At 54.3% G+C, this 14,551-nt stretch carries 14 protein-coding genes; 4 read left to right on the forward strand and 10 right to left on the reverse strand.

Features of this window, described 5'->3' with window-relative positions; all coding sequences use genetic code 11:
• From VKV18_RS13470 to VKV18_RS13495, 6 genes are all read right to left on the reverse strand, one after another.
• On the reverse strand, nucleotides 1–1,190 hold a 1,190-nt coding region (locus VKV18_RS13470; protein WP_324204707.1), incomplete at its 3' end, for an amylo-alpha-1,6-glucosidase.
• Between the two features lie 73 nt (nucleotides 1,191–1,263).
• Nucleotides 1,264–2,103 (reverse strand): Dam family site-specific DNA-(adenine-N6)-methyltransferase, encoded by an 840-nt coding sequence (locus VKV18_RS13475; RefSeq protein WP_324204708.1) that lies wholly within the window; start codon nucleotides 2,101–2,103, stop codon nucleotides 1,264–1,266.
• A 49-nt stretch (nucleotides 2,104–2,152) separates the two neighbouring features.
• Nucleotides 2,153–3,418, reverse strand: coding sequence for a D-mannonate dehydratase ManD (gene manD, locus VKV18_RS13480; protein ID WP_324204709.1), 1,266 nt, complete (start codon nucleotides 3,416–3,418; stop codon nucleotides 2,153–2,155).
• A 91-nt stretch (nucleotides 3,419–3,509) separates the two neighbouring features.
• On the reverse strand, nucleotides 3,510–5,801 hold the full coding sequence (locus tag VKV18_RS13485) for a heavy metal translocating P-type ATPase (RefSeq protein ID WP_324204710.1): 2,292 nt from the start codon (nucleotides 5,799–5,801) through the stop codon (nucleotides 3,510–3,512).
• A gap of 32 nt (nucleotides 5,802–5,833) precedes the next feature.
• A complete protein-coding gene (locus tag VKV18_RS13490; protein WP_324204711.1) occupies nucleotides 5,834–6,052 on the reverse strand; it encodes a heavy metal-associated domain-containing protein in 219 nt (72 codons plus the stop codon).
• Between the two features lie 13 nt (nucleotides 6,053–6,065).
• A complete protein-coding gene (locus VKV18_RS13495; RefSeq protein WP_324204712.1) occupies nucleotides 6,066–6,371 on the reverse strand; it encodes a metal-sensitive transcriptional regulator in 306 nt (101 codons plus the stop codon).
• 547 nt (nucleotides 6,372–6,918) lie between these two features.
• On the opposite strand from VKV18_RS13495, the gene VKV18_RS13500 reads away from it, so the two are divergent.
• Genes VKV18_RS13500 through VKV18_RS13510 form a run of 3 tightly spaced genes read left to right on the forward strand, consistent with a single transcriptional unit; the run spans nucleotide 6,919 to nucleotide 8,801 of the window.
• A complete protein-coding gene (locus tag VKV18_RS13500) occupies nucleotides 6,919–7,455 on the forward strand; it encodes a HEAT repeat domain-containing protein (protein ID WP_324204713.1) in 537 nt (178 codons plus the stop codon).
• A 5-nt stretch (nucleotides 7,456–7,460) separates the two neighbouring features.
• Nucleotides 7,461–8,108, forward strand: coding sequence for a type II secretion system protein (locus VKV18_RS13505; RefSeq protein WP_324204714.1), 648 nt, complete (start codon nucleotides 7,461–7,463; stop codon nucleotides 8,106–8,108).
• A gap of 42 nt (nucleotides 8,109–8,150) precedes the next feature.
• Entirely contained in the window at nucleotides 8,151–8,801 is a 651-nt protein-coding gene (locus VKV18_RS13510; RefSeq protein ID WP_324204715.1) for a DsbA family protein, read from the forward strand.
• Here the strand turns inward: VKV18_RS13510 and VKV18_RS13515 are convergent.
• From VKV18_RS13515 to VKV18_RS13530, 4 genes are all read right to left on the reverse strand, one after another.
• Nucleotides 8,795–9,706 carry a hypothetical protein gene (locus VKV18_RS13515; RefSeq protein WP_324204716.1) on the reverse strand — a complete coding sequence of 304 codons (912 nt, stop codon included), beginning with the start codon at nucleotides 9,704–9,706 and terminating at the stop codon, nucleotides 8,795–8,797. The two genes, VKV18_RS13510 and VKV18_RS13515, sit on opposite strands and share 7 nt — an antisense overlap.
• A gap of 77 nt (nucleotides 9,707–9,783) precedes the next feature.
• Nucleotides 9,784–10,134: a hypothetical protein gene (locus VKV18_RS13520; RefSeq protein ID WP_324204717.1), complete on the reverse strand. Its 351-nt coding sequence runs from the start codon at nucleotides 10,132–10,134 to the stop codon at nucleotides 9,784–9,786.
• A 26-nt stretch (nucleotides 10,135–10,160) separates the two neighbouring features.
• Complete coding sequence (locus tag VKV18_RS13525; protein ID WP_324204718.1) at nucleotides 10,161–11,129, reverse strand: hypothetical protein; 969 nt, start codon at nucleotides 11,127–11,129, stop codon at nucleotides 10,161–10,163.
• A 50-nt stretch (nucleotides 11,130–11,179) separates the two neighbouring features.
• On the reverse strand, nucleotides 11,180–12,958 hold the full coding sequence (locus VKV18_RS13530) for a hypothetical protein (protein WP_324204719.1): 1,779 nt from the start codon (nucleotides 12,956–12,958) through the stop codon (nucleotides 11,180–11,182).
• Nucleotides 12,959–13,115: 157 nt separating this feature from the next.
• Here VKV18_RS13530 and VKV18_RS13535 point away from each other — a divergent pair, with 157 nt between their 5' ends.
• Nucleotides 13,116–14,297, forward strand: a complete 1,182-nt coding sequence (locus VKV18_RS13535) for a cation:proton antiporter (protein ID WP_324204720.1) — start codon at nucleotides 13,116–13,118, stop codon at nucleotides 14,295–14,297.
• The last annotated feature ends 254 nt before the right edge of the window (nucleotides 14,298–14,551 follow it).

Raw genomic sequence — 14,551 nt, forward strand, 5'->3', positions numbered from 1 at the left:
TGGGGCTTGAACCGAGCCTCCCCTGCCTCCCAACGCAGCCCCAAAAGCCCTTCAAGCACCGCCCAAATAAAGGTAGGTGCTACCCATGGAGAGAGGTGCATCCCCAAGTTCACACCGGTCTCGCCATGAAAGAACTCGGCGAACTCGCCACGATGCACGTTCACCTCCGGCGGCATCTCCTCCACAACCGGCTGCGCCACAAGCCGAATGGCGTTTAGGGCCGTGTCGGGGTCGTAAGGGGCTACCGCCGCCGCATACCAAAGCGTTAGGTTGGGCCAGCTTCCCCCCAAAAGCCCATAGGCCCGCTCCGGGTGATAGTGCGGATCGGTGCTCGGCAGCGTGCGCATCCCCCTCAAGCTCCAAAAATCCGACTGCGAAAGCCGAGTCAGCACGGCGCGCGCCCTATCTTCCGATGCCACCCCGCAAAGCACGGGAAACACCATGTCGCCGGTTACCTGCGGGTTGGGCTTTCCCTCATACCGATTTAGCAGGTACAAACCATTGGCCCACAGCTGGGTGTTAATCGCCTCCTGAAGCCGTTCGGCCTCCTGCAGATAGCGAGGTTCCTCAAGAAAATCGGCCATAAGCCGAAGGGCCATCGCCGAGAGCGCATTGATCTCGGTAACCTCCCCGGCCTGCACATAGCCCTCTATAATGTTGCGCCAGCCGAACGTGCCATAAGAGCCGGTGCCCGCAGGAACGCCCACCAGCAGGCCGGAGGGACCGCGCTCAGCCAGCAGATGCTCGCAAGCCATTCGGGCCGAATCGGCGAACTCGCTGCGGAACGCCTCATCACCGTACATCTGCCAATGATGCGCCAGTGCCCATAGGTAGAACGGGGTGTTGTCAGCGATGTTTAGGTTATAGTCGGATTGGGCGCCGCTTTCCAGGTCTACATACTCGATGATCTGCCCATTCGGTTTTTGGCGACGCTTGAAAACACGAAGCGCTTCGGCAGCAAACCAGGGCGCCACATAGTCCGTACCTAGACACATCCAACCGGTATCGCGCCCCACCACAATGGTGGTGGCATGGGGGCAGTTGCTCATGCCCCACCCAAGCGTGTAGTAGCGCATACAGCGCGCGATGTTGTCTTTGGCATACTGAAAGGCATAGTTGATGAGAGGGTCCGGCGTTTCCAGCACGCAGGTCGCGCGCAGCGCCGTTGCGTGAGGTACAGGCAGTTCCATCCGTCTCTTTAGGTATCCTCCTCTCGCTTTTCAAAGATTATTCCATCTTTCCCGGTTCAAGAGCGGCTGCATTTCAGTAGGTTTCAAGCCCTCGCAGGGCGAGCACCTCAAGCGCCTTCGTTCTATCTCCGTTGCAGCTTATTCGCCGGGGTGCCCAAAGCGTATAAATCTTGAAGCCGCACGATTCGTAGAGAGCCAGAATGCGCGGAGTGGCCTGATTAGAGAGGATGACGGGGCCGCGATGGCGCCGTGCCCACTCGGCCAAGCGAACCTGATCCTCCCAACCAAAACTCTCCTTGGTATAAGACGTAAACTCCACATCATAGGGTGGGTCGAGATAGAGTACGTCCCCCTCCTCTAAGGGAAGCGCTTCAAAATCGCCCGTTAAAAGCTCCCAATGCTTGAAGAGTTGCCGGTAGGGTGTGAAATCGCGTTCGTAAGGAATCGCCCGATATTTGCCGAAAGGCACGTTGAACTCGCCTTTGCGGTTGAAACGGCATAGCCCGTTGTAGCCGGTTCGGTTTAGATAGTAGAAAAGCAGGGCGGCCTCTTCGCTATCCCCCCTTCCCTCCCGAATAAGTTGGTTAAATCGCTCTCGATGAGCATAGTAGAGGTCTCTGTCGTTCTCCATGGGAACGGATAGCGTGAAACCGCGCTGCACCCAGCGGTAGAAGTTCATTACATGCGGATTCCTATCGCAGAGAAGCGCTCTTTGGGGCCGGAACGCCAGCGCTAAGGCTATGGAACCGGCAAAAGGCTCAACGAGACGCCTCCCTTGATAAGGTGCGACCAACGGAAGAAGGTAGGGGAGAAGCCATCTTTTTCCGCCCGCCCACTTGATGAGCGGTGGGAGAGCGGAATGCGGTATGGGAGCGCGCGGAAGCTCGCAAAGCTCCTCCTTTAAGACCTGCATACGGCCTTCCCTCAACGGCTCCTTCCCCCGCAGCCTTCGGTTTGCCATCCTACCAATCGATCACCGAGCCATCGAGGCGTCGCGCCATGGGCAGGTAGGCACGACGATAGGGGTACTTCGCGGCGGCCTCCTCGTTCAAATCCACACCAAGTCCGGGCACATCGGCGACATGAAGATAGCCCTCCTCGAAGTTCGGCGCTCCGGGCAAAACCTCGTGTACAACCTCGGGGAAGAAGACCATCTCCTGCACGCCGAAGTTGGGGATGGCGATATCGAGGTGCACGTTCGCGGCATGGGTGGCCGGCCCAATATCGCCCGGCCCGTGCCATGCCGTCTGCACATGATAGCACTCGGCAATGGCTGCGATCTTTCTGGCCTCGGTGATGCCGCCGATGTGCCCCAAATCGCAACGAATATAGTCAATGAGTTGCTCGGTGATCAGCGGGAGGCAATCCCAACGCGATTGGAACAGCTCTCCCATCGCTAAGGGGGTCACGCTGTGTTGTCGGATAAGTCGAAAGCTCTCCTTGTGCTCCGGTCGCAAACAGTCTTCGAGAAAGAAGAGATGGAAGGGTTCCAATTCACGGGCAAGCCGGGCGGCCTGGATGGGCGTGAGCCTCTCATGAACATCGTGCAGCAGCTCCACCTCCTCGCCCACTGTGCTTCGCAGGTGGGCAAAAAGCTTTGGCACCACGCGCAGATAGGGAGAAGGCTCCCATCGCTCTATAGGGGGCATAGGCCCGCCGTCGCCCCAGACGGCCGACACCGTACCGCGTGACAGACGGATGGGAGAAGCCCAGGTGGCAGAGGCCGCCTCCTTCGCTCCGCCTACCCCATACGTTCCTTCCATGCCCGGCACGGCCACCTGAGCACGTACACATCGGAAGCCGCGCTCCATCGCCTTGCGAACGTTATCTTCCACCTCTATTGCATCGCGTCCTCCGGCATGGGTATAGGCCAGAGCGCCGTCGCGCGTTTTGCCTCCTAAAAGCGAGTAGACCGGCAAACCGGCACGCTTTCCCTTGATGTCCCACAAGGCGATGTCAACGCCGGCCAGCGCCGTCATCTGCACGGGGCCGCTGCGCCAATAGGCGCCGCGAAAGAGCATCTGCCAGATGTCTTCTATTTGATCGGGGTCGCGCCCGATCAGCAGAGGCGCTATGTGGTCGCGCAGCAGGCCGGCCACCGCCAGCTCTCTTCCGTTGAGGGTAGCATCGCCTACTCCGTAAAGCCCTGGCTCATCGGTGAGAATTTTGACCACCACATAGTTACGCCCTGGGCAGGTAACGATAACTCGCACCTCGGTAATTTTCATGGTTTCCCCTTTGAATAGGTTGCTTTTGGGTTGAGCTTACGTATTATGCGTTCGCCCTAACAGGGGCCGATTCCTGCAGCAAAATGCAGGTCTATAGGCGTAAGGTGCGCAGACGCAACGAATTCGAGACCACGGCCACACTGCTGAAGGCCATGGCCAAAGCGGCGATCATGGGGTTGAGGCCTCCAAAAGCCGCCAACGGAATGCCAACCGTGTTGAATAGAAACGCCCAGAAGAGGTTCTGCTTAATGACCCCCATCACGGCGCGAGAAAGGCGGAGCGCCTTCGCCACGTTCCGTAAGTTCGTCCCCACCAAGGTGATATCGGCCGCCTCTTTGGCCACATCCGTGCCCTTCCCCATCGCAATGCCGATGTCGGCCTGCGCCAAAGCGGCTGCATCGTTAATGCCATCGCCCACCATGGCGATAGGCCCGCGCCCCTTCGCCTGCCACCGCTTTATGGTCTCGACCTTTTGGTGTGGTTGCAGTTCGGCGTACACTTCGGCGATGCCAAGCTCTTGTGCCACCACCTGAGCTACGCGTTTCGAATCGCCGGTCAACATGGCGACCTCTAGCCCCATCGCTTTCAGGTCGGCAATAGCCTCTTTTGCCTCCGGGCGGGGCGTGTCGGCGATGCCCACGATGCCGAGCAGGGTGCCCTCCACTCCTACAAACACAACCGTTTTTCCCTGCGATTCCAGCGTCTCTGCATGGGCAAGCAGGGTGGCATCGAGCGCGATACCCTGCTCCTCCATTAGCCGACGGTTCCCCACACACACCATCCGACCATCTACCGAGGCCACCGCGCCCGCGCCGGCCTTAGCCGAAAAATCGGCTACCTGCGCCGTCAGCAGCGTAGGGCCAGCTTTGGTCACGAGGCTTTTTGCCAAAGGGTGTTCCGAGCCGCGTTCGGCGTTGGCGGCCAAATAGAGCAGTTCGCGCTCCCGATCTAAGGCATCCGATCCCTTCACCACAACGATATCGGTTACCGAAGGACGCCCTTCGGTGAGGGTGCCCGTTTTGTCGAACACAACCTTACGAACCGCCTGGGCACGTTCCAACGCCTCTCCGTTGCGGATGAGAATGCCCATCAGTGCCCCTCTACCGGTGCCCACAAGGATGGCGGTGGGTGTGGCCAAACCAAGGGCGCATGGACAGGCGATGACCAGCACGGCCACAGCCGCCGTAAGCGCCAACGTTACACTCTCATGAAAGGCCCAAAAACGGATGCCAAAGGTGAGCAGCGCCACGGCGAAGACGAGCGGCACAAAAACGGCCGCCACCGCATCGGCCAGCCGCTGCACCGGCGCCTTGCTCGTCTGGGCCTCTTCCACCATCTGCATCATATGGGCGAGCACGGTGTCGGAGCCGGTGGCCGTTGCACGATAGAGCAGGGTACCGCTCTGGTTCAAAGTCCCTCCAACCACCTTGTCGCCCGGGCGTTTCTCCACAGGGAGGCTCTCCCCTGTCAGCAGCGACTCGTCTACAGCAGAAACGCCCTCCGTTACCACGCCATCCACGGCGATCTTCTCTCCGGGGCGCACCCGTAGAATATCGCCCGGCCTTACCTGCTCCAACGGAACCTCGCGTTCCCCATCTTCGGTAACCACCGTGGCGGTTCTCGGTGAAAGCTCGGCCAAGGCCTGAATGGCGCTGGCCGCCTTACGTTTGGCTCTCTCCTCTAAATAGCGGCCGAGTAGGATAAAGGTCACGATGGTAGCAGCCGTCTCAAAGTAGAGTTGGGGATGGACAGAAGCAGCGAGTTGGAACAGGCTATAGCCATAGGCCGCCGTGGCGCCCACCACGATCAGCGTGTCCATCGTGGCGCTGTGGCTGTAGCGAAAGGCACGCCAAGCGCCCACAAAAAGCTCTCTTCCCAACCCGAACACGACGATGGCGCTGAGAACGGCCAGCAGAATGTTGAGAGCGAACGAGCGATGGGGCATCCCCATGGAAAGCCCTAAAACGGGAGCCGTGAGCACGACAGCGACTATCAGCTCCCTTAAGCGCGCGGTATCGGAGGAATGCGCAGAACCATGGTCGTGCGACGGAGTGGCAGCAGCCTCTTTTTCAGGCATTGAGAGCGCGTGATGGGCAAAGTCTCTCTCTTCAGACACCGGTTTGGCTCCGTAGCCGGCCCTCTCCACGGCATGAATAAGTACCTCAGGCTCCGCCTGTTCGGGATTGTAGACCACAACAGCCCGATTGGTAGCTAGATTGACGCGAGCCTCGCGAACGCCCTCCACTTTTTGCAAGGAGCGCTCAATGCGTCGCACACAGGAGGCGCAGTGCATTCCCTCGATATCCAGCGTGCAGACGGCCTCTTGGCCTTGAGAGGATGAAGCCGGCGTGGTATCTAGTGTCGTTTTTTCCTCGAGAGCCATTTATGTGACCTTTCTTATCGCCCAGTTAGGGGCTATCCATCGGCAAACGCCTCGTATCCCTCCTCTTCCACAGCATCCAAAAGCTGTTGCAGTTGCACGCGCTCGGGGTCGTAAACCACCTGGGCGCTCTTGTTTTGCAAGCTCACCGCCGCGCTCTCCACGCCATCAAGGCGTGTGAGGGCCTCGGTAACATGCCTCACACAGGCCTCACAGCTCATGCCCTCAATGCGCAAAGTGGTTGTTTTCGTCATCGCAGTCTCCTTCCTAGCTTTTAAGAAAATGCGTCAAAACCTTATGAACCTCTTGCAGAAGCTCCTCCTGGGTAAGCTGCCGCGAATCGGGGTGGGCGTTCTCGGTGTTGTGGCCGAGCACGCAGGTTTGGAGGTGTTGAACCAGCAGCTCGATGCCCAAGGCATCCAACGCCGAGCGGGCAGCCGCTATTTGATGGAGGATGTCTACACAGTATCGCCCTTCCTCGATCATGCGGCCGATGCCGCGGATTTGGCCTTCGATGCGACGCACTCGATTGCGTAGTTTTCGGTTTTTGGTTGAATTAGGCAGTGCGACCATACAAGCCTCTTGTTGGAGTATATACCCCCGTAGGGTATTTTTAAATACGTTTCTCATGGTGTTAGGAGTTCCGCTTTTGTTCTCGCTTTGTGATAAGGGGTTGGGTTGCTGTATCGTTTCACCCATCCCCCCCTCCCAGCAGACATCGTCCAACAGGCTTTTACCGCAGACATGGTAAGCGCCTGCAATTAGTGGTACTGATTTTTACAAAAGGAGATATACTCTCTATTACCAAGAAAGGAGTTTTAAGCTACTTATGAAACATCTATGGCGCAACTTTGCGCTGGGTATGCTGCTTGGAATGCCAGGGGCTATCTATGCCAATGTCTCCCCCTATAACACGAGTAGTCCCTATCCAGCTTGTTGCATGAGCTGCTCAAAAGCACCAACCTGCACCGCCTGCAAACAGGATTGCACGAATCAGTGCCCTAGTGGCTCTGCCGCTCAGGAAAACTGCTATTCTGCTTGTGACAGTCATGCGCCTGGCTATCCATGTAAGGATGCAAGCAACTAAAACGGAAAGCGAAAGAAGGAAAATCTACCACAGGTGAAGAATATGAACGGAAATAAAGCCCGAAACTCCGAACAACTCAAGTGGGCCATCCCTGTAGGACTGGGTTTAGTGCTGGTATTAGGGGTTGGGTTGCTGTATCGTTTCACCCATCCCCCCCTCCCAGCAGACATCGTCCAACAGGCGCACAGCTACGGCCTTGCACCGCAGGAACTTTATGACGCCCGTCGCCTCGATCAGAAACTCTTTGCTAAACAGTTGTCCCCCGCAGAATGGCAACGCTATGTGGACTATGCCAATCAAAACCCAGCCCTTCGACATATGGTGGCTCGCCATCTTTCTGCCACACAAGGAACTCCCTACGAAGTACAAGCCCGCAAGCTGATGGCCCAATTCCTCGAAGATAAAGACCCCCTGACGCGGGCTGCTGCCCTGGTCTCTTTACGTAACTTCCACGACCCCTCTTGGCGCAACGTAGCCCAGCGGTTTCTTACCGACCCTAATCCGTCTGTTCACGATATGGCTGCTAGTCTGCTTCAAGAGGATCAGCACGAACAGATGCACACGAGGTAAACCCCATGAAAACGCAAACCGGCTTCACGCTTATTGAGTTGCTTATCGTTATAGCAATCATAGCGGTTTTAGCGGGATTGCTCTTCCCGGTGTTTGCTGCCGCTCGAGAAAATGGACGCAAAATCACTTGCGTCTCTAACTTGCGCCAAATCGGTATGGGCATCGCACTTTACACCCAAGACTACGACGACTTCCTGCCCTATGCCCCCAATCAAGTCACCAAAGACGTCGTTACAAAGTGCCATGCCATAGCGTTGGGCGATCCGCTGGACGAGAGAGCCGCTATACTACCTGATATTCGTACAGTGCTAAAACCCTATGTCGTGTCGAACTTGGTCTATCAATGCCCGGATGATCGGCTCGATCCGGCCTCCACGCGGGCCTGTCTTCAACCAAAGAACACCTATTTCGACACTTTTGGATCGAGTTACGCCTACAACGACCTTGTTGGGCTTTCAATCGTTCCCTTAAGCTATTTTCAACAGCCTTCAGACAGCTTACTGATGCAGGATTACAACTGTTGGCATAACCGTGCATATCAAGACTCTTGTACACCCGGCTTTTGGGATGTGCTCTTTGCCGATTTTCACGTGAAGATGTGTACCATTTTACAGAGAGAGGATGCCCTCGATAATGCCGATTCCGGCCTTTAAGGTCCGGGCGAGGGTTCACCCTTAAGCTTAGGAGAACAAGCTATGCGTAGGCATGAAAGATGGATTGCAGTGCTTTTTGTGCTGCAAACGTTGATGTTCTTTGTCCTTTACCGCGTTCAGGCAAGCCGTCAAACTGTTGTTTCTAGCGCACAGCCCCATCGTGTCTCCATTGCAGCAGGGCTACTTATCGGAGACAAAAAACAGCGGTTTGGCAACCCAAGCGCTCCCTATACCCTAGTTGAGTTCGGAGATTATCAGTGCCCTGCTTGTGCTTACCGCGCTGCGGATGTGGAGAAGCTACTTGCTATGTACCCAGATCGGCTGAGTTTCTGTTTTCACCATTTCCCGCTTAAGTTCCATCCGTACGCCATGCAGTGCGCTATGGTAAGTGAAATGGCGCGTGAGTTAGGGCAATTTTGGCGGGTCTATGAAGGGCTTTACGCTCTAAAAACGAAGGTCTCTCCACAGCAGGTCCGGCATATGTTAGACCAACTCCACATTAACATCAGCCACCTATCTCAAGCGCAGGTCGAGGCGGCAAAACAAAGGGTGCGCGCCGACATGAAACTCGGGCAACAATGCGGAGTTAATGCCACACCCACATTTTTCCTCTGTTGCCCAGACGGACGCGTTTACCAGCTCTACGAACCTATGCAGGCAATATGGTTTATGCATAAGCCGGTCACTTATTGAGGATGCTCTCGCAGCCATTGCTCTAATCGCGAAATAATCAATTGCAGCTCCGTGACAGAGCTATTGTCCTCATTGTTGTAGGGGTCTTTGGCGCAAAACTGTAAGCATTTTTTCACCGCTTCTAGATTTTTGATTGCATCGGCTCGGTTCGGATGTTTTTGGAACCTATCCGCATAATAGTTTGCTATGATTGCATAAAAGCCATAATGGGTGGGATATATTTTAGCGAACTGCTCCGCAAGATGCAGGCCTTTTAGTGCCTTCGCGGGGTCACCACTCTTGACCAGGTCGAAAGCAACGAGGCTAGCGAGTATTTTATCCTTTGGTGCTTGCTGAAATAACCTTTCTCCGGCTGCGAGCACCTCAGGATGGTTTTGGAAGATGTATCCCCCAATGCTTACCTCATCCGCAAATGCACCGGTGTAGGCATACATCATCCGCGCATAGTCCCATGCGTAGGGAGGCTTTGGAGTGCCGATGAGTTTCAACGTGAGATATTCATCGTATGGTGTTGGAAACATCCCCACTGCTAACCGCAGCGCGTAGCCGTAGCGAAACACGGTGAGAGCATCGGCGGGGTGTTTTAAAGCGGCGCGATGGTAGGGCAGCACCACCTTTTGCATGAAGGTGGGCACATCCATTTTCGCATAGAGCCTCTCTATCTGTAGCCGCGCCTGGCGGAACGGGCGGTTATCCGCCGTCCAAGGTGCGGTCGCCCAGCTTATGGCAGCCTGAATAGCGGCCATATAGGAGGCTGTTGTTGCGGGTTGACGATCTACCGGAATGGAGTCTCTTATAATTTGGCTAATTTTTGTAGGACGATACAAGCGTGCACGCGGGCGATTAACCATGCCGGGAAGAGAATGCAACGGAGGTTGCGCGCATCCCACTACAGCCAGTACCATCGCCCCAACGACTCCTCCCCATGCTTTCGTATATAGACTGAAGTGTCTCTCCCTTCTCATGAGATGCCGCTCCTATTTTAAGGATTGTATGGGGAATCCGTTCCGATCAGGTAAAAATCGCCACATAGCTCGATGGCGCTTACCTTCTCGACATATCCGTATGCATTGCCGGAATATCCATGTTGGTCATAGCCGTCGGCCACAAAGTACTGGGCTTGATAGGTGACGGCCATTAGGGGGTACATCTTATATTGACTCTGGTTATTATCATCACGTTTAGGATACCAGCTGGAATAGGGACTATTCCAGGCATCGTTGAACGACACCTCCTGATTTACCTCTTTTGGGTTTTGCATTTGGGAGTTAACGAAAACACCGGCGGCCGCCAAGAGAGCTATAAAATCTTCCGGGGTCAGCGCAGTAAGCATTATAGCAACATCTTGAGTTAGTCGAACTACTTTGAATGTGTCTTAATCCATTCTTCGTAGCGATCTATCACCTCTTGTAGATAAGTGGTCATTGCACCGTTTTCGTTGTTATACGGATCGCGTGGCGCATATAACAAACAGTTACGTGTGGCTTCAAGAGCTTGCTCGGCGTCGGCTTTGTTCGGATGTCGCGCGAATCGCTGCCCGTAGTAGTTCGCTATCGTCGCCCAGGGACTGTAGGTTTTGGGGTACTTTTCGGTCAGTTGCCGTGCTAATTTCAATCCTTTTGTTTTTTGTTGGGCATCGTTACTCAGCACGAGATCGGCCGCATAGACATCGGCCACGTAGCGGTCATTTGGGGCATCACGAAGCAACTTACTGCCTGCGCGCATCACCGCTGGGTAGTTTTCAAAGATGTACCCCCCCATATTGCCATCGTCAGGAAGTAGGCCGAGCCAGAGATACATCATGCGTGCATAATCCCATGCATAAGGAGGCTTTGGAGTAGCCAGCAGCTTTAAAGTAACAAATTGGTCAAAACCATTTACCATACTGAAAGCGCCTAACCGCAGCGCGTAGCCGTAGCGAAACACGGTGAGGGCATCGGTGGGGTGCTTTAAAGCGGCGCGATGGTAAGGCAGCACCACTTTTTGCATGAAGGTGGGCACATCCATTTTCGCATAGAGCCTCTCTATCTGTAGCCGCGCCTGGCGGAACGGGCGGTTATCCGCCGTCCAGGATTGTGAAAGAGTGTATACGGCCTGAGTGATGACCCGATTACACTCGGCCTGCGTGGGGCTTGATAGAGGTGCCGGCAACGAGTCGCGAATGATCTGGCTTAGTTTTCTTGGATGAAACAGGCGTGGGTGCCCTAGAAAGTGCGAGGGAGATGGAGGGTTGGGTGAGAATGACGGCTGCGTGCGCTGTCCCCACACAGCCATAGTGAGCGTCAAAAAACCTACCCCCAAAGACACCATCAGGCGCTTATTGCTCATAGAAAGTCCTCCAACGATAGAGTATCCATATATATCAAGCACGAATAATTTTACATTCCAGGCGGTGGATCCGTTATCAGGTAAAAATCGCCACACAGCTCAATGGTGCTTACCTTCTCGACATATCCGTATACATTGCCGGAATATCCATGTTGGTCATAGCCGTCGGCCACAAAGTACTGGGCTTGATAGGTGACGGCCATTAGGGGGTACATCTGATATTGATTCATCGAGTGACTCCGATCAGGATAGAAGCTAGAATAGATACTACTCCAGGCATCGTTGAACGACACCTCCTGATTTACCTCTTTTGGGTTTTGCATTTGGGAGTTAACGAAAACACCGGCGGCCGCCAAGAGAGCTATAAATACCGGATCTTCCGGGGCTAGCGCTGTAAGTATCATGGTAACATCTTGAGTTAAGTGGCTAAGGAAAGCCCATTGAAAATTATCATACTGAAACGTAGCCCGAATGGATGAATTTTTATAAGCGTATCCCGGAGATTCTACCGATACTGGCGGATAGACGGGCGTAGCATAAACAGGATTTTTATATGGCTGCCAGTTTTCTGCACTTCGATGCCATGTAACTCGCATCTCATTTACAAACGAAGGGCCGTCACTTCCATCCGGATTCTTGCCGCTTACGCTTACATGGATAGTGTCGCTTCTAGGGAACTTAACACTACTAGGGCTATTAATCCCATCAGCGCCACCTATGGCAAAGAAACAGTCCAACGGGTTTGTCGTAAAGTCTGTGCTGAAATAACCATTAGGACTTCTTAAAGAAACCGAATTTGCATCATCTCCAGTAATCGTCCACAGCCATTGAGGATTTGTATAGATATCTTGAACTGCTTGAAAAGTATGCTCTGCATGATATCTTGGAGAGGCAACAAGTGGGGTAGATGGCGGAAACACAGGTAAAGGTGGAATGTAGTCCTGACCAAAATCGGCAACAGTATCTACATCTATAGACAAATCCGAGTTGCGAAAATGCATGGCTCTATTTCCATTGCTATCTTTATAATAAGAAGGCTCTATTTCTTGACATGTTACTTCCACAGGTAGAAGCTGACGAAAACTAGTGCTTCCTTGAATCCCCGCATAGACGGAGTCTCCAGCATCAGGCAAAGGGTAGACTACCGAGACAGACAGCGCCAGATTTGGAGTGACATCAAACGTAATATCTCCGGAGGAGCCATCTAGTTCCAAAACATCAAGTCCGGGCCACGTTTGAGAAATAACACTGTAAGAATCCACTAAATCCAAGACAGTTTTGTTAGCACCTGCTATACCTGCATCCGCATCCGCACTGTACTGCACATAAGGTCGCAACGATGGGTTAGGTGAACTATTCGTCTCGGTCCAAAAGAGGCCAACAGTACAGCCCCATGTGGCGTTTACAAGCAGATAGAGCCTGCTTGGCGGATTTGGCGCCGGATTCCCATTTTGATCCACCCATTGACAATGAACCGTTGATTTGCCAGTCGTAGAGATATTTAGGTATTGTCCAACTTGTAGATTAGGCAGGGATAGAGGAAAGGATCCTGCAATACCAAAGCTTAAATGTGCGTTATCGACACTCCAGGGAGCGGTGAAGCTACCTGTGTTGCTTTGAATAGTCGTCTTACCATCGGAAGTAATAGTAATTTGCCAATGACCGGTGGGATCATCAGAAACTGCTCCGGTCGTCCCGCCACCTGTACCTGAGGTTGGGGGCATAGGATAGGAAGGAGGGGGAGCATTCTGCCCGAATGAGCTTGCGCTAATCGTTAGAGAAATGGCAAGTGAGAGCAAAAAGTGTCCGATTCTTTGCTTATAGGTCATAGTTGCGCTCCTATTATCGAGCGCTCCTATTATCGAGCGCTCCTATTATCTTATAATGTTATACCACACCTCTCCTCTTTCGTCAAGTGTAATTTTTAGGTATTATCATCATGATCCACATCACCACGCGAAGCCAGTTGATATAAAAGAGGCTTTTGTGACCGGCCCATTCGACCCAAACCTGTTTCTGCCTTTGTTTTTAATTGCCGTTTTCGTAGCCCTCCTTGCCCGAAAACTGCAGATTCCTTACGCGGCGGCTCTTGTGGGGGCGGGGCTGGTCATCGGCTTTAGCCACCTGCTGCCGCGGGCACGGCTCGACCCTCACGTGCTTCTTACTCTCTTTCTCCCACCGCTGCTGTTTAAAACGGCCCTGCTTTTAGACTATCAAGACCTAAAAACGAACCTTCTGCCGATCTGCATCTACACCTTCGGCGCCACCCTGATCTCGGCATTGGTGGTTACCTTTGGGAGTGCCTGGTTCCTTCCCATCCCCTTGAAAGTGGCGTTTGTGTTCGGTGCCCTCATTTCGGCAACCGATCCTATTGCCGTCATCGCCGTGTTCCAAAAACTCGGCGCTCCGGCCAGGCTGACCCTCCTCATCGAGTCGGAAAGCCTCTTTAACGACGGCCTCGCCGCCGTCCTTTTCACCATCGCCACCCAAACGGCATTAGGGCGACATGCCTCCCCGGCAGGCCTTGGGCTGCACTTCGCCACCCTGCTTTTGGGAGGCATCGGCATCGGAGGCGTTATCGGCCTTTTGGCCTCACTCTTTCATCGTCATGTGGATGATCACCTCCTCGAGCTGATGCTTACCACCGTCACCGCGTTTGGCTCGTACCTTGTTGCCGACCGAGTTCACGCATCGGGGGTGGTGTCGGTAGTAACTGCCGGTCTCATCGTAGGCCATATCGGTAGTGAGGCCATGTCGGCCCCCACGAAGGAGGCGGTCTATGCCTTTTGGGAGTACGCCGAATTCGTGGTGAACTCGTTGGTATTTCTGCTGATCGGCGCGGAACTGGCCTCTTTACCGTGGCTCTCGTTGTGGAAAGCCGCGCTGGTGGCGGCTCTTTCGGTTATCGTCGGGCGGCTCGGCATCTACCCGCTCTCTTTTTTGGCAAACCGCCTAAACGCCTCCATTCCGTTACGTTGGCAGCATATTCTATGGTGGGGTGGCCTGCGAGGAGCGCTCTCCATGGCGCTTGTGCTCAGCCTCTCGACACGATTTCCCTTTCGCCCTCAGCTCGTTGCGATGACGTTCGGCACCGTTGCCGTCTCCATCCTGCTTCAAGGGCTTACCATGGCGCCGCTTCTCCATCGCCTACTTCCCAAAGAGGAGTAGCTTTACCGCACCTACTCAATTCCGGTGAGTGGGAGCGTCCCTTAGTCGGCAGCAATTTGCGCAGGAAGTTCATACCATCTACCCTGTCTTTCCTAGACTCAGATACCCTCTCCTAAAGCAGGCGACTTGCGCCTAACCCGAAGCGACTTCAAAGCCGACGCCGGGGTCTAAAATCTTGCGATTTTCTGGGTAAGGACGCCTTCGGCCAGAAAGTTTATCAAGAAGCAGGAGGCTCAGTATACCGATACACGGCA

Origin of the sequence: Chthonomonas sp. (assembly GCF_035294505.1) — a bacterium.
In the GTDB taxonomy this organism is placed as follows: Bacteria; Armatimonadota; Chthonomonadetes; order Chthonomonadales; family Chthonomonadaceae; genus Chthonomonas.

What these genes read in the sequence shown, in the direction of transcription:
- VKV18_RS13475 (WP_324204708.1), bottom strand. Translation starts at nt 2,103, where the DNA reads ATGCAGGTCTTAAAGGAGGAGCTTTGCGAGCTTCCGCGCGCTCCCATA.
- manD (WP_324204709.1), bottom strand. Translation starts at nt 3,418, where the DNA reads ATGAAAATTACCGAGGTGCGAGTTATCGTTACCTGCCCAGGGCGTAAC.
- VKV18_RS13485 (WP_324204710.1), bottom strand. Translation starts at nt 5,801, where the DNA reads ATGGCTCTCGAGGAAAAAACGACACTAGATACCACGCCGGCTTCATCC.
- VKV18_RS13490 (WP_324204711.1), bottom strand. Translation starts at nt 6,052, where the DNA reads ATGACGAAAACAACCACTTTGCGCATTGAGGGCATGAGCTGTGAGGCC.
- VKV18_RS13495 (WP_324204712.1), bottom strand. Translation starts at nt 6,371, where the DNA reads ATGGTCGCACTGCCTAATTCAACCAAAAACCGAAAACTACGCAATCGA.
- VKV18_RS13505 (WP_324204714.1), top strand. Translation starts at nt 7,461, where the DNA reads ATGAAAACGCAAACCGGCTTCACGCTTATTGAGTTGCTTATCGTTATA.
- VKV18_RS13510 (WP_324204715.1), top strand. Translation starts at nt 8,151, where the DNA reads ATGCGTAGGCATGAAAGATGGATTGCAGTGCTTTTTGTGCTGCAAACG.
- VKV18_RS13515 (WP_324204716.1), bottom strand. Translation starts at nt 9,706, where the DNA reads ATGGTACTGGCTGTAGTGGGATGCGCGCAACCTCCGTTGCATTCTCTT.
- VKV18_RS13520 (WP_324204717.1), bottom strand. Translation starts at nt 10,134, where the DNA reads ATGCTTACTGCGCTGACCCCGGAAGATTTTATAGCTCTCTTGGCGGCC.
- VKV18_RS13525 (WP_324204718.1), bottom strand. Translation starts at nt 11,129, where the DNA reads ATGAGCAATAAGCGCCTGATGGTGTCTTTGGGGGTAGGTTTTTTGACG.
- VKV18_RS13530 (WP_324204719.1), bottom strand. Translation starts at nt 12,958, where the DNA reads ATGACCTATAAGCAAAGAATCGGACACTTTTTGCTCTCACTTGCCATT.